The sequence below is a fragment of the Curtobacterium sp. NPDC089185 genome, assembly GCF_040685235.1.
Lineage (GTDB): Bacteria > Actinomycetota > Actinomycetes > Actinomycetales > Microbacteriaceae > Curtobacterium > Curtobacterium citri.
Window position 1 is genome coordinate 285035 of record NZ_JBFBHK010000002.1, and the last position, 19657, is coordinate 304691.

19 protein-coding genes are annotated in these 19657 nt (G+C 73.4%); 12 read left to right on the forward strand and 7 right to left on the reverse strand.

The window, feature by feature from the left end; genetic code table 11:
- Positions 1-382: 382 nt before the first annotated feature.
- The 4 genes from AB0N84_RS03305 to AB0N84_RS03320 all read left to right on the forward strand — a co-directional run bounded on the left by AB0N84_RS03305 (position 383) and on the right by AB0N84_RS03320 (position 3435).
- Entirely contained in the window at positions 383-550 is a 168-nt protein-coding gene (locus AB0N84_RS03305; protein WP_289459686.1) for a hypothetical protein, read from the forward strand.
- Positions 551-698: 148 nt separating this feature from the next.
- Entirely contained in the window at positions 699-863 is a 165-nt protein-coding gene (locus tag AB0N84_RS03310; RefSeq protein ID WP_289459685.1) for a hypothetical protein, read from the forward strand.
- Positions 864-953: 90 nt separating this feature from the next.
- Positions 954-1781, forward strand: a complete 828-nt coding sequence (gene nadE / locus AB0N84_RS03315) for an ammonia-dependent NAD(+) synthetase (protein WP_363543713.1) — start codon at positions 954-956, stop codon at positions 1779-1781.
- Between the two features lie 205 nt (positions 1782-1986).
- Positions 1987-3435: a flotillin family protein gene (locus AB0N84_RS03320; RefSeq protein ID WP_182046184.1), complete on the forward strand. Its 1449-nt coding sequence runs from the start codon at positions 1987-1989 to the stop codon at positions 3433-3435.
- Positions 3436-3537: 102 nt separating this feature from the next.
- Here AB0N84_RS03320 and AB0N84_RS03325 read toward each other — a convergent pair whose 3' ends face one another.
- The 3 genes from AB0N84_RS03325 to AB0N84_RS03335 all read right to left on the reverse strand — a co-directional run bounded on the left by AB0N84_RS03325 (position 3538) and on the right by AB0N84_RS03335 (position 4753).
- Positions 3538-3939, reverse strand: a complete 402-nt coding sequence (locus AB0N84_RS03325) for a hypothetical protein (RefSeq protein ID WP_141718792.1) — start codon at positions 3937-3939, stop codon at positions 3538-3540.
- A gap of 137 nt (positions 3940-4076) precedes the next feature.
- Complete coding sequence (locus AB0N84_RS03330; RefSeq protein ID WP_069711455.1) at positions 4077-4352, reverse strand: GlsB/YeaQ/YmgE family stress response membrane protein; 276 nt, start codon at positions 4350-4352, stop codon at positions 4077-4079.
- Between the two features lie 137 nt (positions 4353-4489).
- Positions 4490-4753, reverse strand: a complete 264-nt coding sequence (locus AB0N84_RS03335) for a glutaredoxin family protein (protein ID WP_363543716.1) — start codon at positions 4751-4753, stop codon at positions 4490-4492.
- A gap of 74 nt (positions 4754-4827) precedes the next feature.
- Between AB0N84_RS03335 and AB0N84_RS03340 the strand changes: the two genes are divergently transcribed.
- The 7 genes from AB0N84_RS03340 to AB0N84_RS03370 all read left to right on the forward strand — a co-directional run bounded on the left by AB0N84_RS03340 (position 4828) and on the right by AB0N84_RS03370 (position 12054).
- Positions 4828-5775: a PrsW family glutamic-type intramembrane protease gene (locus AB0N84_RS03340; protein ID WP_363543718.1), complete on the forward strand. Its 948-nt coding sequence runs from the start codon at positions 4828-4830 to the stop codon at positions 5773-5775.
- A 97-nt stretch (positions 5776-5872) separates the two neighbouring features.
- Positions 5873-7558, forward strand: coding sequence for an adenosylhomocysteinase (locus AB0N84_RS03345; protein WP_363543720.1), 1686 nt, complete (start codon positions 5873-5875; stop codon positions 7556-7558).
- Positions 7555-8997, forward strand: a complete 1443-nt coding sequence (locus AB0N84_RS03350; RefSeq protein WP_363543722.1) for an amidohydrolase family protein — start codon at positions 7555-7557, stop codon at positions 8995-8997. Before AB0N84_RS03345 ends, AB0N84_RS03350 begins: the two co-directional genes overlap by 4 nt.
- Positions 8994-9491, forward strand: a complete 498-nt coding sequence (locus tag AB0N84_RS03355) for a cupin domain-containing protein (RefSeq protein ID WP_363543724.1) — start codon at positions 8994-8996, stop codon at positions 9489-9491. Before AB0N84_RS03350 ends, AB0N84_RS03355 begins: the two co-directional genes overlap by 4 nt.
- Positions 9492-9606: 115 nt before the next feature.
- Positions 9607-10434: an ABC transporter substrate-binding protein gene (locus tag AB0N84_RS03360; RefSeq protein WP_363543726.1), complete on the forward strand. Its 828-nt coding sequence runs from the start codon at positions 9607-9609 to the stop codon at positions 10432-10434.
- A 4-nt stretch (positions 10435-10438) separates the two neighbouring features.
- Entirely contained in the window at positions 10439-11317 is an 879-nt protein-coding gene (locus AB0N84_RS03365; protein WP_069711303.1) for an amino acid ABC transporter permease, read from the forward strand.
- The gene (locus tag AB0N84_RS03370) at positions 11314-12054 is read left to right on the forward strand and encodes an amino acid ABC transporter ATP-binding protein (protein ID WP_363543729.1); all 741 of its coding nucleotides are present in this window, start codon (positions 11314-11316) and stop codon (positions 12052-12054) included. Before AB0N84_RS03365 ends, AB0N84_RS03370 begins: the two co-directional genes overlap by 4 nt.
- A 13-nt stretch (positions 12055-12067) precedes the next feature.
- Here AB0N84_RS03370 and AB0N84_RS03375 read toward each other — a convergent pair whose 3' ends face one another.
- The 4 genes from AB0N84_RS03375 to AB0N84_RS03390 all read right to left on the reverse strand — a co-directional run bounded on the left by AB0N84_RS03375 (position 12068) and on the right by AB0N84_RS03390 (position 15477).
- Complete coding sequence (locus AB0N84_RS03375; protein WP_363543731.1) at positions 12068-13033, reverse strand: NAD(P)H-quinone oxidoreductase; 966 nt, start codon at positions 13031-13033, stop codon at positions 12068-12070.
- Between the two features lie 67 nt (positions 13034-13100).
- Positions 13101-13976: an aldo/keto reductase gene (locus AB0N84_RS03380; protein ID WP_289459676.1), complete on the reverse strand. Its 876-nt coding sequence runs from the start codon at positions 13974-13976 to the stop codon at positions 13101-13103.
- A gap of 105 nt (positions 13977-14081) precedes the next feature.
- Positions 14082-14579 carry a DUF6264 family protein gene (locus AB0N84_RS03385; protein WP_289459675.1) on the reverse strand — a complete coding sequence of 166 codons (498 nt, stop codon included), beginning with the start codon at positions 14577-14579 and terminating at the stop codon, positions 14082-14084.
- Between the two features lie 10 nt (positions 14580-14589).
- Entirely contained in the window at positions 14590-15477 is an 888-nt protein-coding gene (locus AB0N84_RS03390; RefSeq protein ID WP_220456195.1) for a CoA ester lyase, read from the reverse strand.
- Between the two features lie 215 nt (positions 15478-15692).
- On the opposite strand from AB0N84_RS03390, the gene AB0N84_RS03395 reads away from it, so the two are divergent.
- Positions 15693-19415, forward strand: a complete 3723-nt coding sequence (locus AB0N84_RS03395; RefSeq protein ID WP_363543767.1) for an AAA family ATPase — start codon at positions 15693-15695, stop codon at positions 19413-19415.
- The last annotated feature ends 242 nt before the right edge of the window (positions 19416-19657 follow it).

The following is a 19657-nucleotide window of genomic DNA, read 5'->3' on the forward strand; positions in this document are numbered from 1 at the left end:
TGTCGTGCGGAGCCACCACGCTACCGATGCGGCGGCTCCTCGGGTCGGGCACCGACGGACCCGTGGAGAGCGCGGTCAGCCGACGGGCGCACGCGGACGCGGTCGCCGGTAAACGCATCGTCGTGGACGCGTGGTCCACCCACTTCTACCCTGGAGTCACCGGGTTCTCCTTCAGGGTCCCGTCGTCACGATGCCCTCGCGGTCTGCGAGGTCTGGCACAGCGGGACGGCCCGGTCGGATCCGGAGTGCGCACCACTCCGACGGAAGGCTGTCTCGTGACCGCCATGCGCTGCACGTGCTCCACGCACCTCGACTTCTCCGCGGGCCAGACCCGCTACCCCGTGTCCTCCCCCTTCGTCACGACCGCGCTGTCGGTGCTCTCGTGACGCCCCGCTTCGCAGAGGACTGGCACCGGCACGGCCTGCGTTCCCCCGACGAGGTCGCCCAGATGATCGCCGACCGCGTCGGCGGTACCTCCGACGCCGCGGGCCCGGCGGGCGCCGACCACGACGAACCGTCCTACGCCGACTTCCTCGGCGAGCAGGTCTGAGGGCCGAGCGGGTCTGATCGCCGAGGCTACGGGACCCCCGTACAGGGGTATCGCGGCGCGGCGTGGCCCACGTGGAGAATCTCGGGCAAGGGCTCCCAGGAGCCCTCCTCTGCCTCACCAGCGGAGTCCGGATCAGGGAGGACCCGACGTGCACGACCACGACACCCATCCGTTCGACCGTCACATCGGACCGCCGCACGTCGAGCGGTTCCGGTTGAGCCGCACCGACGAGACCCTGCGGGTCGTCTGCACGTGCGCGATCGGTGCGGACCACGACAACACGATCCGGCACGCTGCCCCGTCGATCGGCTGAGGTCGGGCGGACGAGTCGGCCCGGTGAACGGGAGCCGGGTGCCCGCGGTGAATCCGGGCGTCGGTGGGGACGGCGCGCGATACTGGTCGCGTGCGTGAACTCCAAGCCACCATCGCCGCGGACCTCGACGTCCAGCCGACCATCGACCCGGAGCAGGAGGTCGCCCGACGCGTCGGGTTCCTCCGTGACTACCTGACCACCACCGGTGCGAAGGGCTACGTCCTCGCCGTGAGCGGCGGCCAGGACTCGACGCTCGCCGGGCGCCTCGTGCAGCTCGCCACCGAGTCCCTCCGGGCCGAGGGGCACGACGTCCGCTTCGTCACCGTGCGGATGCCGTACCGGGTGCAGGCGGACGAGGACGACGCGCAGCTCGCCCTGCAGTTCATCGCCGCCGAGCCGGGCATCGTCGTCAACATCGAGCACGGCGTCGACGGTGTCGTGCAGGACACGGCGGCGTCGGGCGTCGAGCTGAGCGACTTCGTCAAGGGGAACGTCAAGGCGCGGACGCGGATGGTCGCGCAGTACGCGGTCGCGGGGCAGCTCGGGCTCCTCGTCGTGGGGACGGACCACGCGGCCGAGGCCGTGACGGGCTTCTTCACGAAGTACGGCGACGGCGGCGTGGACCTCACGCCGCTCACCGGCCTCACGAAGACGCAGGGCCGGCAGCTGCTCGAGCACCTCGGTGCTCCGGCCCGCCTCTACGAGAAGGCACCCACCGCGGACCTGCTCGACGACCTGCCCGGTCAGACGGACGAGGCCAACCTCGGGCTCACGTACGCGGAGATCGACGCGTACCTGCAGGGGCACGACGTGCCGGCCGAGGTCGCCGAGGCGATCGAGACGCGCTACCGCGCGACCGAGCACAAGCGTCGCGTCCCCGCGACGCCCTTCGACGACTGGTGGCAGCAGGGCGCGTAGGCAGCCGACGCGACCACCGGACGGGAGGCGCGGTGCAGGTCCCGACCTGCACCGCGCCTCCCGTCGTGTCCGGCGGGGTTCTCCACAGCCCCCGTCCCGGGGCTGCCGCGGCACCGCGCCGCGCTCCTAGGATGGGCGCGACGGAACAACAGATGCGGAATCCCGGTCACGACCGACCGTGGCGGGCCCGCTCGGGGGAATCACCATGGAAGTCCTGCTCGCGCTCGGCGCCGTCCCGCTCGTCATCGTGGGGATCGTCGTCCTCGCCGTCATCGTGCTCGTGTACGCCAAGCTCGTCTACCGCAACGCCGGTGCGGACGAGGCGCTCATCATCACCGGCAAGCGGTCCCGCAAGGTCAAGAACCCGGACGGCACCGAGACGGTGGAGTCCGGCATCAAGGTCGTGCTCGGCGCGGGTGTGCTCGTCCGGCCGTTCTTCGAGCGGGTGGCGAAGATCTCGCTGTCCTCGCGGGCGATCGACATCAACGTGAACGCCCAGGACTCCCGCGGCGTCACGATCGACGTCGAGGCCGTGGCGCTCGTCAAGGTGGGCGAGGCCGACGCGTCGATCCGCGCGGCGGCGCAGCGCTTCCTCGGCCAGGAGAAGAAGATCGACGACTTCGCACGGGAGGTCCTCTCCGGATCGCTCCGCGCCTCGATCGGTGCCACCGACGTGTCGACGATCATCCGCAACCGCGACCAGCTCACGGTCGCGGTGCTCGACGTGGCGAAGGACGCCCTGCACAGCCAGGGGCTCGACGTCGACTCGTTCGAGATCAAGGGCATCTCCGACCGCAACGACTACATCAGCGACCTCGGTCGGGCCGAGCGTGCCCGCGTGCGGCTCGAGGCCGAGAACGCCGAGGCGCAGGCCGACCGCGAGGCACGTGAGGCCCGGGCCACCGCGGACCAGGCGATCGCCGAGGCCGAGAACACCCTCGCCATCCGTCGTGCCGCACTGCAGCTCGACGCCGACCGTGCCTCCGCCGAGGCCGCTGCCGCCGGCCCGCTCGCCCAGGCACGGGCGTCCCAGGGCGTCGTCGAGCAGGAGCAGATCACCGCGCAGAAGCGAGCCGAGCTCCGTCGAGCCGAGCTCGAGTCCGAGGTCTCCGCCGTGGCCGAGGCGAACGCACGGAAGACCCGGGTCGAGGCCGAGGCCGCCGCGGCCGCACAGGTCGAGACCGCCCGCGCCCAGGCCGAGGCCCGCCGCATCTCGGCCGAGGCAGTCGCCGCCGAGGCGCAGGCCGAGGCCGCTGCCCGCAAGCTGGCAGCCGACGCCTCCCGTGCCGAGGGCGAGGCCGCAGCCGACGCGATCCGCGCCAAGGGCCAGGCCGAGGCCGACGCGACGAAGGCCCAGGCCGACGCACTCGCGCAGCACTCCGAGGCCGTCCTCCGCGTCAAGGCCATCGAGACGCTGCCGAGCATCGCCCGTGAGCTCGCCGCCCCGATGGGGAACATCGACAAGCTCACCGTGGTGTCCTCGGACGGTGCCGGTGCCCTGTCCAAGAGCGTCGTGAGCCAGTTCAGCGAGGTCGACGCGCTGCTCGGGACCACGGCCGGGTTCACGCTGAGCGACATCGTCAAGAGCACCACGACCGGCCAGGCAGCGGCGCGTGCCGTCGTCCGTGAGCAGGAGACCGCGACCGCGGACTGATCGGACGACCGGGCACGTCACGACGGGCGCGGCGGGATGCTCCCCGCCGCGCCCGTCGTCGTCCGTCCGGATGGTCCCGCCGTGGGACGGTCCCGGTGTCGGTCAGTCCTGCTCGCTGCCGTCCTCGTTGCGACGCTGCTGGCCGCCGGCGTCCTCGCGCTCGCCGAGCCCGTCGCGCTCCGCCGCCAGCCGCTGCTGCCACACGACGCTGCGCGCAGCACCGCCGAGGACGTCCTCGACGCTGCCGCCCGTCTTCGCCGCGAGTGCGCCGCTCAGTCCGGCGGTGAGCGTGCCACCGGCGGCGGCGAGCCGCTCCACCACCTCCTCCTGCCGCGGGGTGAGGGGTTCGTCGACCATGCTGTCGACGGTGTCGCGGATGTTCGCCTCGCTGGCGTCCAGCGCGGCGTCGTCCCCGGCGTGCAGGGCAGCGGCCTCGCCGACCACGACGAGTCCGAGTCGTGCAGCGTCGTCCTCGGGGCGGGAGCGTTCGGTGTCGTCGGTCATGGCGGGGACGGTACGCGCTGCACCCTGGGTCCCCCGGCATCGCGTGCGACCCGGGTGCGCCGAGCCTTGCGGTACGACGACGACACCCCGGGCCCGCGTCGTGCGGTCCCGGGGTGTCAGCGGTGCGGGAGGCAGCGTCAGCGGCGCGCGCCCCGCCCGGCGAAGCGCGTGTAGAGGAACAGCACGATGACGGCACCGATGATCGAGCCGATGATGCCGGCCGGCTGGAAGAAGCCGTCCATCGGGTCGTGCTGGAAGATCAGGAAGCCGAGGAACCCGCCGACGAACGAACCGACGATGCCGAGGACGATCGTCATGAGGATCGACATCTGCTGCTTGCCGGGGATGATCAGCCGCGCGAGGGCACCCGCGATGAGGCCGATGATGATGAGGCTGATGATGAGACCGAGCACGGTGTCCTCCTGGGGTCGGACCTTGCCGCGGTCAGGGGTGCCCGCGATCGTGGTCGGTGCCCGAGTGAACACCGGCTTCCCTCAGCACGTACCCAGCCTGCGCGGAGGTTCAGGTCCGAGGCGCCGGACCGGAGCCGTCAGACGACACCGCTGGCCGTCAGTGCGGCCTGCAGTTCGGCGTCCGAGGGCTCGACGAGGTGCCGGCCGTCCGGCAGGACCACCACGGGGATGTTCTTGCGTCCGCTGATCGCCTCCGCACGGTCCGCCGCGGACGGGTCCGCCTCGACGTCGACGTAGTCGTGGTCCACGCCGAGCCGGTCGAGCAGCGCCTTCGAGCGTCGGCAGTCGCGGCACCAGTCCGCACCGAACATGGTCACCTTGTCGAACGTCGCGTCGGTCATGTCCCAACAGTACGTCCGGCCGGGACCGGACATTCCCCGCACCGGGCAGCCGTGGCGGGGAGCACGATGGCGCCATGACCGCGATCCCGGACGGCGCCGTCCACCCGCACCACCGCCACGGCTGGTGGTGGAAGACCCTGCTCGCCGGGTTCCTGCTCTGGGTGGTGACGATCGTCGTCACCGTCGTCACGAGCAACACGAACCTCGTGCCGACGATCATCCTGCTCGGCAGCTTCCTGGTGCCGTTCACGGTGGTGCTCTTCGTGATCGAGCGGGTGACCGGCACGGTGAGCACGCTGCAGCTCGTCACGGCGTTCTTCGTGGGCGGGATCCTCGGCGTGCTCGGGGCGTCGCTGCTCGAGGCCGACCTGCGCCAGGGCGCGTTCATCTACGTCGTGGTCGGGTTCGTCGAGGAGTTCGTCAAGGCCGTGCTGCTGCTCGTCGTCGGCTGGCGGGTACGGCCGAAGTCCGCGCGTCAGGGTGCCCTGCTCGGCGCGACGATCGGGGCCGGCTTCGCCGCGTTCGAGTCCGCCGGGTACGCCTTCAACGCGGCGATCACCCAGCGCGGCATCGACCTCGTCTCGCTGCTGCAGACCGAGGTGGTCCGCGCCGTGCTCTCGCCCGTGGGGCACGTGCTCTGGACGGCGATCATCGGTGCCGTCCTGTTCGGTGCCGCCCGCGGCGGTGCCCGGTTCCGGTGGTCGTGGTGGATCCCGGTCGCCTACGTCGTCTCCGCGGTGCTGCACGGCCTGTGGGACAGCAACGGGACGCTGTCGACCGTGCTCGCGTTCGTGCTCACGGGGACGCCGTTCTCCGCGGCGGCCTCGGGATCGGTGCCGCCGGGGCTCGCCGGCGTCGCGACGACGCTGTACGTCGTCGGGCTGCTCGTGGTGACGGCCGTCGGGGTCGTGGTCCTCGTCGGGGTCCTGCTCCACCACCGCCGCGTCGACCGTGCCCGGGTGGACGCGCGGATCGCCTCTGCCCCGGTCTGGGCGACGACCCCGCCCCCGCACGCCCCCTGACCACCCGACCCCGCCGTGGCACCACCCGACCCCGCCGCAGCACCGGCCAGCACCACCACGGCACCGATCCGACCGCCGCGCGCCCTACGATTGCCCCATGCCGCAGCGACTCGACCCCGAGCGGGCCGCCTGGGCCTCCGCCGCCGTCCGTCGTTCCGCCGCCGCGACGAACCTGCTCGTCGCCGGCCGCGCCGTCCGGGTCCTCGGTGGCGACCCGCGCGACGCCGCGGCGCTCGCCGGGCTGCTGACGGCCCTCGGCGCCCGCGTCGCAGCGGACGACGAGGCGGTCGACCAGCTCTGGTGCCTCGGCGACCCGGACGAGTCGACCGCGGCCGTCGAACGTGCGGCCGACCGGCCCCGCGGCGACACCCTCGTCGTCGTCGACGCCGGTCGGTACGCTCCGGCCGTCGACGAGGACGCCTTCGGCCCGGTCGCCCCGGCCCGCCCCGGGGTCCTCGCCGTCCCGGCGCTGTCCGACGACGTCTTCCTCGTGTCGACCGGCAGGGAGCCGGAGCACGACCCCGCCGCGGCCGCCCGCATCCGCTGGGCCCGTCGGTCCATGCCGGTCTCCCGTGCCCTGGCCGCCGACCTCCGCGACGACGGTCTGCTCCGCGGGACCCGGGTCCTCGTCGCGATGGTGCTCGAGCCGAAGACCGCGGTGCTCAGCCTGCTGCTCCGCGACGCGGGCGCCGACGTGGTCGTCTACGCCCACGCGGACGAGACCGACGACGCCGTCGCCACGGTGCTCCGCGAGGCCGGCCTGCCCGTGCACGCGAGCAGCACCGCGTCGCTCGCCGAGCAGCGTGCGCTCGCGCTCGCCGCGCTCGACACCCGACCGCACGTGCTGCTCGACGACGGGTCCCACCTGATCCGGCTCGCGCACCAGGAGCGGCCGGACCTGCTGCCGACGATGCTCGGCGCGGCGGAGGAGACGACGAGCGGCCTCCGCCCCCTGCGGGTGATGGCGGAACGCGGCACGCTCGGGATCCCGGTCGTCGCGGTCAACGACGCCCGCACCAAGACCGTCCCGGACAACCGGTACGGCACCGGGCAGTCGACGGTGTTCGCGACGCTCGACCTGATCGACGGGCTCCCGTCCGGTGCCCACCGCGTCCGGCCGGGAGGCGCCGCCGTCGTCGCCGGGTACGGTCCGGTCGGCGAGGGGGTCGCCCAGGTGCTCGCGGCGCTGGGTCTCCGGGTGACGGTCGCCGACATGGACCCGGTGCGTGCCCTGCAGGCACGGCTCGCCGGGCACGCCGTCGCGCCGCTGGTCGACGCCGTGCGCGGGGCGGACCTCGTGGTGAGCGCCTCGGGGGTGCCGGACACGATCGACCACGCGGTGCTCCGTGCGTGCGCCTCCGGTGCGGTCGTGTCGGTCGCGGGGGGCGTGGCCCACGAGGTGGCTCTCGTCGACGCAGCGACCGCGGGTGCGGTCCGGACGGCCGAGGCCCCGCACGCGGAACGGCTCACCTGGCCGGACGGGCACCAGGTGGTGGTGCTCGCCGGCGGCAACGGCGTGAACACCAGCGCCGCCGAGGGCAACCCCGTCGAGGTCATGGACCTGTCGTTCGCCGTGCAGCTCGGCGCGGTGCGGATGCTCCTCGAGCGCGGCGACGAGCTCGAGCGTGCCGTCGTGCCGGTCGACCCCGCGGTGGACGAGGCGACCGCCCGTGCGGCGCTCGCCGCCTGGGGGAGCCGCCACGCGCCTCCCGTCCGGCCAGCCGCGCAGCCCGCCGACCGCGAGCCCGACGTCCGGACGCACCGTTTCGGGGACCCCTCGTGAGCGCGGCCTCCGTCGTGCGCGCGACCACGGCACCCGTCGTGGTGCACTCGGCGCGCGTCGTCGTCCCGATGACCGCGCCGCCGATCGCCGACGGCGCGGTCGCGGTGCGGGACGGCCGGATCCTGCACGTCGGCGACCGCTCGTGGGTCGTCGACCAGCTCGACTCGGTCGGACGACCCTGGTCGGAACGGCGGTGGCGGGGCGCCCTCCTGCCGGGCCTGGTCAACGCGCACACGCACCTGCAGTACACCGGCATGTCCGGTGTCGGACAGCGGCAGTACGACGGCTTCGAGGACTGGGCAGCCGCGTTCAACGAGGACTACGCGCTCCCGCACGACTGGCGCGCGGAGGCGTCGGCCGGAGCGGTCGCCTCGCTGGCGGCCGGGGTCACCAGCGTCGCGGACGTCGTCACCGACATCGAGGCCGCGGACGTCCTCGAGCAGCACGGCCTGGGCGGGATCGCGTACTGGGAGGTGATGGACTGGGAGAACGCCGCGTGGGAGTCCCGCGGGCGCGACCAGGTCCTCGACGAGCTCGCGCGCATCCCGACCACACCCGGCGCGGGACTGTCCCCGCACGCGCCGTACTCGCTCGACGTGGCACCGCTCCTCGAGCTGCCGGACATCGTGCGCCAGCGGGGCCTCCGCCTGCACCTGCACCTCGGTGAGGCCGCCTTCGAGGGGGAGCGGATCGCCCTCGGACCCGTCCCCGGGCTCGAGGGGGTCGACGGCGTCGCGCGCTCCGCGGACTGGCACACCGCCGACTGGCACCTGGCGAACGTGCCGTCCTTCCGGGCGATGCGTGCGCTCGGCTTCGGGGCGAGCGCCACCGCGTTCGTCGACCGGCTGGGCGTCCTCGGCCCCGACTGCCACATCGCGCACGGCGTGTACGTGACCGCATCGGACCGGGCTCTGCTCCGTGCACGCGGCACGACGGTCGCGCTCTGCCCGCGGTCGAACGCGGTGATCGGCCTCGACCCGCCGCCGGTCGCCGACTACCTGCGCGAGGGCAGCCCGATCGCCGTCGGCACGGACTCGCTGTCGTCCTCGCCCTCACTCGACCCGATGGCGGACGTCACCGCGCTGCACCGGATCGCCCGCGCGCAGGGCTACGGCCACCGCGACCTGCACGAACGGCTGCTCGCGGCCGTCACGCTCGGCGGCGCGCACGCCATGGGCACGGCGGTCGGACCGGACCGGGTCGGGCACCTGGCGGTCGGTGCCCGTGCCGACCTCGCGGTCTTCGACGTCGACGCGCGAACCGTGCCGGACGCCCTGGCCGAACTCGTCGAGGACGGAGCCGGTCGGGCCGTCGCGACGGTCGTGCGCGGCGCGGTCCGCGCGACGGACGGCGTCGTCCACCCCACCGCCGGCGCGGTCCCTCCGACCGCAGCCCACCCGATGCACCCCGCCCCCACCCGTCCCCTGGAGGAACGATGACCGACACCGCACCCCGCCCCGGCATGGTCGCCCGCCGCACCGTCACCGGCGAGCTGATCGAGTGGCTCGACGTGCCGCAGCGGGCCGTCGCCCTCGGCATGGAACCGCACCCGGAGGGCGGCTGGTACACCCGCACCTGGACCTCGCCGGCGTCCGTCGAGACCCCGGCGGGGGAGCGGCCCGCCGCGACGCTCATCCACTTCCTGCTGCCCCCGGGCGAGGCCTCGGCCTGGCACCGGGTGACGAGCGACGAGATCTGGATGTGGCACGGTCCGGACACCGTCGTGCTCGAGCTCGGCGGGTCCGGCGACCAGCCGGAGCCGGGCGACCGCATCACCCTCGGACCCGACGCCGGCCGGCACCGGGTGCACGACGCACAGGCGTTCGTCCGCGGCGGTGTCTGGCAGCGGACGCTCCCGGGCGAGGGCGAGGTGCTCCTCAGCTGCCTCGTCTCGCCGGGCTTCTCGTTCGACAACTTCACGATGGCGGAGTGAGCCGCGCCGGCGGTGCCGTCCTCCCGGCGTCACGAGCGGTCGTCGCCTTCGCGCTGGTATCCCACTCGCCGGTACACTGCGTCCTGCCCCCGCCCCTCCTGACGAAGGCCCGCCCGTGACCCGCACCCGCCGTCTCTCCCTCGCCGTCGCGACCGCCGCGGTCGCCGCCCTCGCACTCGCCGCATGCTCCGCTGGTGGCAGCGGCAGCGGCAGCGGCGGCGACACCGTCACCGACGGCAAGCTCACCATCGCCACCGGCCAGCCGGCCTACTCGCCCTGGGTCGAGGACGACGCGCCGCAGTCCGGCAAGGGCTTCGAGTCCGCCGTGGCCTACGCCGTGGCGGAGGAGATGGGCTACGCGAAGTCCGACGTGGTCTGGAAGCGCAGCACGTTCGACAGCGCCATCGCCCCCGGCCCGAAGGACTGGGACCTCAACGTCCAGCAGTTCTCGATCGACGCGAAGCGCAAGAAGGCCGTCGACATGTCGTCGGCGTACTACACGACGACCCAGGCCGTGGTGACCACGAAGTCGTCGAAGGCGATCGACGACACGACCGTCGCCGCGCTGAAGGGCGACACCATCGGCGTCGCGTCCGGTTCGACGAGCATCAGCAGCGTGAAGGACGTCCTCGGCGTCACCCCGCAGGTGTTCAACTCGAACGACGATGCCGTCCTCGCGCTCAAGTCCGGCCAGATCGACGCCATCGTCACCGACCTGCCGACGGCCTTCTACATGGCCGCCGCGCAGCTCGACGACGGCACGGTCTCGGCGCAGTTCCCCGAGGACGGCTCGGGCGACCAGTTCGGCTTCGTGCTGCCGAAGGGCTCGGCGCTGACGAGCAAGGTCGACGACGCCCTCGCCGCGCTGCGCAAGGACGGCACGCTCGAGCAGCTGCAGACGAAGTGGCTCTCCTCGGCGACGAACACCCCCGTGCTGAAGTAGCCGCGTGACCGCCCCAGCAGGTGCCGGCACCCCGGTCGCCGCCCCCGCACCGAGCCCGGTCGAGGCCGAGCGTCGGCTCTACCGCCGGCAGCGTGGCCGTCGCTCGGTCGTGGTGTCGGTCGTCTCGACGCTCGTCGTCGTCGTGGTGGTGTGGCTCGGTGTCGTGAACACGCCGGGGTGGGCCGCGGTCCAGCAGTCGTTCTTCGACCCGCAGACCGCGATCGACACCTTCCCGGACGTCCTGCTCGGCCTGTGGCTCAACGTCCGGATCCTGTTCTTCAGCGCGATCGGCGTCGCGGTGCTCGGCACCCTGCTCGCCGTGGTGCGGGGGCTGCGCAACCCGGTGTTCTTCCCGCTGCGGATGCTCGCCACGGCGTACACCGACCTGTTCCGCGGGCTCCCGCTCATCATCGTGCTGTACCTGGTCGGGTTCGGCGTCCCGGGCCTCGGCATCTTCCCGCGCCAGCCCCCGGAGGTCTGGGGCACCATCGCGATCGTGCTGACGTACTCGTCCTACGTCGCCGAGGTGCTCCGCGCCGGGATGGAGGCGGTGCACCCCTCCCAGCGCCTCGCCGCGCGGTCGCTCGGGCTCTCGCACGCGGGGACGTTGCGCCTGGTCGTCCTGCCGCAGGCGGTCCGGAAGGTCACGCCCGCGCTCATGAACGACTTCGTGTCCATGCAGAAGGACGTCGGGCTCGTGTCGATCCTCGGTGCCGTCGACGCGGTCCGGAGCGCCCAGATCGCGCAGGCCGAGACCTACAACTTCACGCCGTACCTCGTCGCGGGGCTGCTGTTCGTCGTGATCAGCCTGCCGCTCATCCGCGTGACGGACGCGATCGCACGGCGGCAGCAGCAGCGCGAGCAGATCGGGGGGACGGTGTGAGCGAGTCGGTGGTGCTGGAACTGCGCGGCCTGCGCAAGGCGTTCGGCGAGCACGAGGTCCTGCGCGGGATCGACCTGACCGTGCACCGGCACGAGGTGATCTGCGTCATCGGGGCCTCGGGCTCCGGCAAGTCGACGCTCCTGAAGACCGTCAACCTGCTCGAGGGCATCGACGACGGCGAGGTCCTGCTGCAGGGCACCGACATCGCCGACCCGCGCATAGACGTGGACGCCACCCGCGCGCGGATCGGCGTCGTGTTCCAGCAGTTCAACCTGTTCCCGCACATGACCGTGCTCGACAACGTGACCCTCGCGTCGCGGCGGGTGCACGGCATCGCGAAGGCCGAGGCCGAGGCGACCGCCCGACGGCTGCTCGACCGGATCGGCCTGGGCGACTTCGCCGGGGCGTACCCGGACCGGCTCTCCGGCGGCCAGCAGCAGCGCGTCGCCGTGGTGCGCGCGATCGCGACGTCGCCGGAGCTGCTGCTCCTCGACGAGGTGACGAGCGCGCTCGACCCGCAGCTGGTCGGCGAGGTGCTCGACCTCGTGCGGGAGCTCAAGGAGCAGGGGGCGACGATCCTCATGACGACGCACGAGATGGCCTTCGCGCGGAACGTCGCGGACCGGATCGTGTTCCTGCACGAGGGCGAGGTGGTCGAGCAGGGCGCCCCGGCGGACGTGCTCGACCGGCCGCAGCACCCGGCGCTCGTCGCGTTCCTCTCCCGCGTGCACGCGTGACCCCGAGCCCGGGTCAGGGCGTCAGCAGCACCTTGCCGATGACCTCGCCGTCGCGGACCCGGCGGTGGGCCTCGGCGGCCTCGGCCAGGGGCAGGACCGAGTCGACGACCGGACGGACGCTGCCGTCGGCGACGAGCGGCCACACGTGCTCGCGCACGGCGGCGACGATCGCGGCCTTCTCGTCCGCCGGCCGGGCGCGCAGGGTGGTCGCGCTGATCGTCGCGCGCTTGCGCATCATCGCGCCGAAGTCGAGCTCGCCCTTCTGGCCGCTGCCCGCGGCGATCACGGCGATGTGCCCGTTCGGGGCGAGCACCTCGAGGTGCTTCGCCAGGTAGTCCGCGCCGACCACGTCGAGCACGACGTCGACGCCGCGACCGTCGGTGAACGCCAGGGCGCGCTCGACGAAGTCCTCGGTGCGGTGGTCGACGACCAGGTCGGCGCCGAGCTCCTGCGACGCCCGGACCTTCCGCTCCCCGCCGCTCGTCGCGATCACCCGCGCACCGAGGGCCTTCGCCCAGACCACCGCGTGCGAGCCCATGCCGCCGGTGCCGCCGTGCACCAGGAGCGTCTGCCCCGCTCGGAGGCCCGCGATCATCCCCACGTTCGAGTACACCGTGCACGCCGCTTCGGGCAGACCGGCGGCCTCGACGAGGTCGACGCCGTCGGGCACGGGCAGCACCTGCGCCGCGGGGACCGCCACGAGCGTCGCGTAGCCACCGCCGGAGAGCAGGGCGCAGACCCGGTCGCCCACGGCGAATACGTCGACGCCGTCACCGAGCGCGCGGACGGTGCCGGAGACCTCGAGGCCGAGGACCTCCGAGGCACCGGGCGGCGGCGGGTAGTTGCCGGCGACCTGCTGCAGGTCCGCGTTGTTGACGCCGGCGCCGGCGACCTCCACCAGGACCTCGCCGGGCCCGGCCACCGGGTCCTCGTGGTCGTCGAGTCGGAGTCCGCCGTCGTGTGCCGTGATCGCCTGCATGCACCCGACCGTACGCGCCGCTGAGGACCGGACGCAGACGACCGGCGTCCGGCCCGCCGCGGAGGGGTCAGGCCGCGGGCTGCGACCGGTCCAGCCGCTCGACGTCCTCGTCGCGGAGCTTGATCGTCGCCGCCACGACCGAGTCGAGGATCGACTGCGGCCGCGATGCGCCCGGGATCGGGACCACGACGTCGCTCTGCTGCAGCTCCCACGCGAGGGCCACGACCTGCGGCGAGACGTCACGCTCGCGGGCGATCACGGCGAAGTCCTCGTACGCGGTGCCGAGGTCCGCCGCTTTCGCGATGCCACCGAGCGGGCTCCACGGCAGGAACGCGATGCCGAGCTCGTCGCACAGGTCGAGTTCCGGCTGGCTGGAGCGGAACGCCGGCGAGTACTGGTTCTGCACCGACGCGAGTCGGCCGCCGAGGACCTCGTTCGCCGTGCGGATCTGGTCGGGGTCGGCGTTCGAGATGCCCGCCATGCGGATGACGCCCTCGTCGAGGAGCTCCGCGAGCGCCCCCACCGAGTCGGCGTACGGCACCGCGGGGTCCGGTCGGTGGAACTGGTACAGCCCGATCGCGTCGACGCCGAGCCGAGCCGCCGAGGCCTTCGCGGCCTCCTTGAGGTACTCCGGCCGGCCGTCCTGCGCCCACGGGCCGGCCTCCGGGCGCAGGTGCCCGCCCTTGGTGGCGATGAGCACGGCGTCCGTGTCGCCGTGGAACTCCCGCACCGCCTTCGCGATCAGGAGCTCGTTGTGGCCGACCTCGTCGTGGCCCGCCTGGTGGTAGGCGTCGGCGGTGTCGATGAGCGTGACGCCCGCCTCGAGCGCCGCGTGGATGGTGGCGACCGCCTGTCGCTCGTCGGGACGCCCCTCGATCGACATGGGCATGCCGCCCAGTCCGATGGCGCTGACCGACACGTCTCCGATGACTCGTTGCTTCATGCCCCGAGCATGCGCCGGGGCGACACCGCGACTCCCAGCGTCGACACGGACGGGAGGCGCGGTGCCGACCCGCACCGCGCCGTGCGTCCGGTGGTCGGTCGCGCCTCAGCCGGCGGTCGGCTCCGCGGGTCCGCTCGCGGCCGACGCGGTCACCGACCCCGCCGCGCTGCCGTCCGTGGCCTCGGCGAAGACGACCCCGCCCCACGTGACGACCGCGATCGCGAGCACGAAGCCGATCGCCGCGATCCACCAGGACGAGCGACGGCGCACCCAGGCGCCGATCGCGAGCACGACGGTCACGACACCGATCACGAAGGACCCGCCGGCCGCGATCGCGGCGCCGCCGAGGAACCGGCCGGGCGAGCACCCCGCCGCGGCGTCGCAGCTCGCGGCGGCGGACACGACCGCGATGATCCCGATCACGACGGCGAGCACCGTCAGCACGGCGCCGGACACGAGCAGCAGGACGGTCGAGACGCGGTCGGCGACCCGACCGGCGGGGAACAGCGTCGTGCCGCCACGCTCCCAGGCGGCGCGTTCGGCACCGCTCGGCCCCGAGGGCGAGGACTGCGGCGGACCGCCGGACGGGTGCGACCAGGTCATGGGGACCGGTCTACCGTGCCTCGACGCCGAACGCCCGGGCGAGGCGCTGGATCTTCTGCGCACGGCCGAGCCGCGGCAGGTCGGACCCGTCGCGGATGACCTGCCCGCGGGCGTCGAAGTCGTCGAGGAAGTCCTGCGCCCACGCCACGTCGGTCGGCGTCGGCGAGATGACCTCGTTGATGACCGGGAGCTGCTCGGTGTCCAGGCAGAGCTTGCCGGTCAGGCCGAGCGACACCGCGACCTGGGACTGCTCGCGGAGGATGGCGTGCGCCGAGCCCACGGTGGGCCCGTCGATCGGGCCGGGCAGGTCGCCGACGCGCGACGCCACGACCAGCCGCGAGCGGGGGTACGCCATCGCGAGCGTGTCGGCCGAGGTGCCGGTGTCGCGCCGGTAGTCGCCGGAGCCGAACGCCAGACGGAACGCACCCTGCGCCCGGGCGATCGAGGTGGACTCCTCGATGCCGAGCGCGGACTCGACGAGGGCGATGACCGGCGTGTGGCCGCCGAGACGGTGCCACGTGTCCGTGACCTGCGCCGGCGACTCGGTCTTCGCGAGCATCACGCCCTGGAGACCGGGCAGGCCGCGGAGCTCCTCGACGTCGTCCTCCCAGAACGGGGTGGTCACGTCGTTGATCCGGACCCAGGCCTCGCCGCCGCCGGCGAGCCACGAGGCGACGGTCTGTCGTGCACCCGGCTTGGCGGCCGGGTCCACCGCGTCCTCGACGTCGAGGATGATCTGGTCGGCGCGGGACCGCTGCGCGCGCTCGAAGCGGTCGGCCGCGGTGCCCGGCACGAGGAGCCAGGAGCGGGAGATCTCGGCGGGGACCGATCGGCGGCGGTCCGGGCCCGCCGTCGAGGTGGCGGGGGCGGACGGGGCGGTGCGGTCGTCGGTGGCCATGTCCTCGTTGGTACCACACCGGCCCTCCCGAACCGGCATCGGGCTCCCGCGGAAACCCCGAAACCTCGGGTCATTGCCGCAGGGGTCGCCCGCTTCCGCCTACAGTGTCGGATGTGTGGCGAGACAGGGTGACCGACGGCGCGGACGACGGAAACGACGACGTCCCCGTCGATGCTGCCCCGACGCCCGAGGCCGGGCAGCAGCAGGAGACCGTCGTGACGGACGAGCCGGACCGCACCCTGCGTCCCGAGCTGCAGCTCACGAGCCCGCAGGCGATCAGCCTGGGTGACCCGCGCCTCCAGGCCGGCAACGCCGCCGAACCGACGTGGGACGCGTGGCGGACGCAGCTGACCGGTGTCGGTGGCACGAGCCCGCTCACCCACTTCAGCGACCACCCGCGCGCCCGGATCGAGCTGTCCACGACGCACCCGGGCGGACTCGCACAGTTCATCACGGGCAAGACGACGCTGCTGTCGAGCCTCATCCGCGACGAGGTGGCGCTGCGCGCCGCCCGCATCGCCGCCGCCCGTGTCGAGGCGAAGGGCACCGAGCTCGCGACCGTGCGCGGCATCGACGCCGTCAAGCTCGGCATCGGCATGGCGGACTGGCAGCACGGCGACGAGCACTTCCGCGGACCGGTGCTCCTGCGCCCGCTCGCGATCCGTCGCCACGGCCGCGACTTCGAGGTGCGCCTGCTCGGCGAGCCCGTCCTCAACCCCGGCCTCGCCGATGCGCTGCACGAGCAGCACGGCGTCATCCTCGACGCGCAGTCCTTCGTCGCGCTCGCGCAGCAGGACGGCTCGTTCACGCCGAACCCGGTGATCGACCGGCTCCGTGGCCTGACCGCGCACATCCCCGGCTTCTCGGTGCACGCGCGCCTGGTCGTGTCGACCTTCGCCGAGGTCGCCAGCGGCATGGTCGAGGACACCGGCGACCTGTCGCACCCCGTGCTCGACGCCCTCGCCGGCAACCCGAGCGCGAAGTGGCAGGTCGAGCAGTCCTACCACCCGGTCGAGCAGACCCCGTCGGACGAGCGCAGCCCGGAGACGGACACGCTGCTCCTCGACGCCGACGACGAGCAGGAGAACGTGATCGCGCAGATCACGGCCGGCAACTCGATCGTCGTGAAGACGCTGCCGGGCACCGGCGGGACGCAGACCATCGTCAACGCGCTCGGCGGCCTCGTGGCGGCGAACAAGCGCGTCCTCGTGGTCAGCCCACGCCGGGCGACGCTCCGCGGGATCGCGGCCCGGTTCGCCGAGGTCCAGCTGCCCGGCGTCGCCGTCACCCCGGCCACGCTGCGCCGTGATGTCGTCCGGGCGATCGCTCGTAACGAGAAGTCGCAGCGCCCGAACCTCCGCGAGGTCGACGACGCCCTGGTCCGTCTCCGCAAGGTCCTCACCGATTACCGCGGCTCGCTCACCCGGGTCGACGCGGACTTCGGCGTCTCGGTGCTCGACTGCCTCGTCGAGCTGTCCCGCCTGTCGCTCCTGCCGGTGCCGCCGTCCACCACGGCGCGCCTGTCGAAGCGCTCGGTGACGAGCATGGTCGAGGGGCGTTCGCGCGTCGCCGAGACGATGGTCAGCGCCGCGAACCTCGGCGAGTTCCGCTACGGCCCCGACGACTCGCCCTGGTACGGCGCGAAGTTCGGCTCGAGCGACGGCGCGCAGCGCGCCCACCGCACGGCGCAGGACCTCGACACCGAGGGCCTGCCGACGCTGCTCCGCCGCGCGCACGACCTCGTCGCGACGACCCGGATGCGGCAGTTCACGACGATCAACGAGCTCGGCATCTACCTCCGCCTGCTCACCGAGATCCGCGACACCCTCGACCGCTTCCTGCCCGTCGTGTTCGACCGGTCGGTCTCCGAGCTCGTCGCCGCCACCGCACCGCGGGGCGAGGGCGCTCCGATGTCGTCGACGAACCGTCGTCGCCTGAAGAAGCTGGCACGCGAGTACGTCCGCCCCGGCGTGCACGTGTCCGACCTCCACGAGGCCCTGACCCGCGTGCAGCAGCAGCGCGTGCTCTGGCAGCGGTACGTCGCCGCGGGCGTGAACCCCGAGGTGCCCACGGGCATCGGCGACGTGCAGGTGCTCTTCTCGAACGTCGTGCAGGACCTCGCGCGGCTCGACGAGCCCCTCGGCCGCACCGACCGTGACCGGCAGCTCGCGAACCTGCCGATCGACGAGCTCGTGCCGACCATCGCCGAGCTCGCCGCCGAGTCCGACGTCCTGCACAACCTGCAGGAGCGCACCGAGCTCATGCAGACCCTCCGCGACCTGCAGCTCGAGCCGCTCATCACCGACCTGGCGAACCGGCACGTGCCGGACCTGCAGGTGCCGGCCGAGCTCGAGCTCGCCTGGTGGCAGTCCGCGCTCGAGACGATGCTCGAGTCCGACCGGGCACTGCTCGGCGGCAACACCGACATGCTCGACCGGGTGGAGGCCGACTTCCGCCTGGTGGACGACGCGCACGCGGCCGGGGTCTCGCAGGGCCTGGCGTGGCAGCTCGCCGAGAACTGGAAGGTCGGCCTCGTCGACTGGCCGGACGAGGCGACCGCGTTGAAGACGCAGCTCAAGGAGGGCGCGATCACCTCGCGCCTGCTGCAGGACTCCGCGCCGCACCTGTCCCGTTCGATCGCGCCGGTCTGGCTCGCGAGCCCGTACGAGGTGCCCGACATCGCCGACACGATGCCGTTCGACACGGTGATCCTCGTCGACGCCGGTGCGGTCACGATCGCCGAGACCGTCGGCGCCGTCCGTCGTGCGCGGCAGACCGTCGTCTTCGGCGACCCGGTCACGCAGACCCCGTCGCCGTTCGGCATCGCCGTCGACCCCGACCGCCGTGCCCTGCAGGTCGACGAGGGCACGCTCGACGCCCTGCACGCCGACTCCGCGCTCGCGAAGCTGTCGACGCTCCTGCCGACGCTGTCGCTCACCCGCTCGTACCGCGCCGGCGGCGAGGACCTCGCCGAGCTCGTGAACCGCCGCTTCTACGGCGGCCGCATCGAGTCGCTGCCGTGGGCCGGGTCGTTCCTCGGGCACGGCTCGATCGCGATCGACTACGTCAGCGACGGCAAGGCCGTGCCGGACCCGGAGTCCGGTGCCGTCGAGAGCGTCGACGCCGAGGTCGACCGCGTCGTCCGGCTCGTGCTCGACCACGCCCGCACCCGGCCGACCGAGTCGCTCATGGTGATCACCGCCTCGGCCAAGCACGCCGTCCGCGTCGAGCAGGCCGTGCTCACCGCGGCGCAGGGCCACAAGGACCTGACCGAGTTCGTCATCGGCGACCGCGCCGAGCCGTTCATCGTCGCGACGCTCGAGCAGTCCGTGGCCCAGAGCCGCGACCGGGTCGTGTTCTCGATCGGCTACGGCCGGACGCCGCACGGTCGGGTGCTCCGCGACTTCGGTCCGCTCGGCAAGCCGGGCGGGGAGCGCCTGCTGGCGGTCGCGATGACCCGGGCGCGCCGCTCGATGATCATCGTCACCTGCTTCCAGCCCTCGGACATCGAGGCCGAGCGCATGGGCCACGGCACCGTCGCGCTGGCCGAGATCCTCGCCGAGGTCCGCGCCCGCACGGCGGCCGAGTACGTGCCGGACGACTCCGACCCGCTGCTCGTCGACCTGGCCCGCCGGCTCGAGATGCGCGGCATCCCGGTCGCGCTCGGCCACCGCGGGAAGCTCGGCCTGGTGGCCGCGCACGGCGGTGTCTGCGTGACGATCGAGACGGACGCCTCGCTGGTCCGCGGTTCCCTGCGCGAGACGCTGCGGCTCCGGCCCGAGGTGCTCCGCCGACTCGGGTGGCACTACGTGCGCGTGCACGCCTTCCAGCTGTTCTCCGACCCGGACCGCGTCGCGGACACGGTCGCGTCGGTCCTCGGTGTCGACCGGGGTGCCACGCAGGAGATCTCCATCCCACCGATCCCCGCTCGCCGGTGAGCAGGCCGGAGATGCATCCCAGCGTGCCCGCTCCGGGCCCCGCTCGCCCATGACCCGGTCCCGGCGTGCGTCCCGCGCCGCCGGGCCGGTGACGTCGGAGACCGACCAGCTGGTGGGCACGTGGACGCGGGCCGACGACGCGGCGGAGGCCGCGCCTCCCGTCCGCCCCGCGGCCGACGGCGTCCCCGCTGCGGATGACGGCGTCCGTCCTGCAGACGACACGGCGGCACGGCCGGGAGGCG

Bases quoted from the DNA above. Each gene is read 5' to 3' on its own strand.
- AB0N84_RS03320 (WP_182046184.1), top strand. From the start codon at position 1,987: ATGGAAGTCCTGCTCGCGCTCGGCGCCGTCCCGCTCGTCATCGTGGGG.
- AB0N84_RS03325 (WP_141718792.1), bottom strand. From the start codon at position 3,939: ATGACCGACGACACCGAACGCTCCCGCCCCGAGGACGACGCTGCACGA.
- AB0N84_RS03335 (WP_363543716.1), bottom strand. From the start codon at position 4,753: ATGACCGACGCGACGTTCGACAAGGTGACCATGTTCGGTGCGGACTGG.
- AB0N84_RS03340 (WP_363543718.1), top strand. From the start codon at position 4,828: ATGACCGCGATCCCGGACGGCGCCGTCCACCCGCACCACCGCCACGGC.
- AB0N84_RS03345 (WP_363543720.1), top strand. From the start codon at position 5,873: ATGCCGCAGCGACTCGACCCCGAGCGGGCCGCCTGGGCCTCCGCCGCC.
- AB0N84_RS03355 (WP_363543724.1), top strand. From the start codon at position 8,994: ATGACCGACACCGCACCCCGCCCCGGCATGGTCGCCCGCCGCACCGTC.
- AB0N84_RS03375 (WP_363543731.1), bottom strand. From the start codon at position 13,033: ATGCAGGCGATCACGGCACACGACGGCGGACTCCGACTCGACGACCAC.
- AB0N84_RS03380 (WP_289459676.1), bottom strand. From the start codon at position 13,976: ATGAAGCAACGAGTCATCGGAGACGTGTCGGTCAGCGCCATCGGACTG.
- AB0N84_RS03385 (WP_289459675.1), bottom strand. From the start codon at position 14,579: ATGACCTGGTCGCACCCGTCCGGCGGTCCGCCGCAGTCCTCGCCCTCG.
- AB0N84_RS03390 (WP_220456195.1), bottom strand. From the start codon at position 15,477: ATGGCCACCGACGACCGCACCGCCCCGTCCGCCCCCGCCACCTCGACG.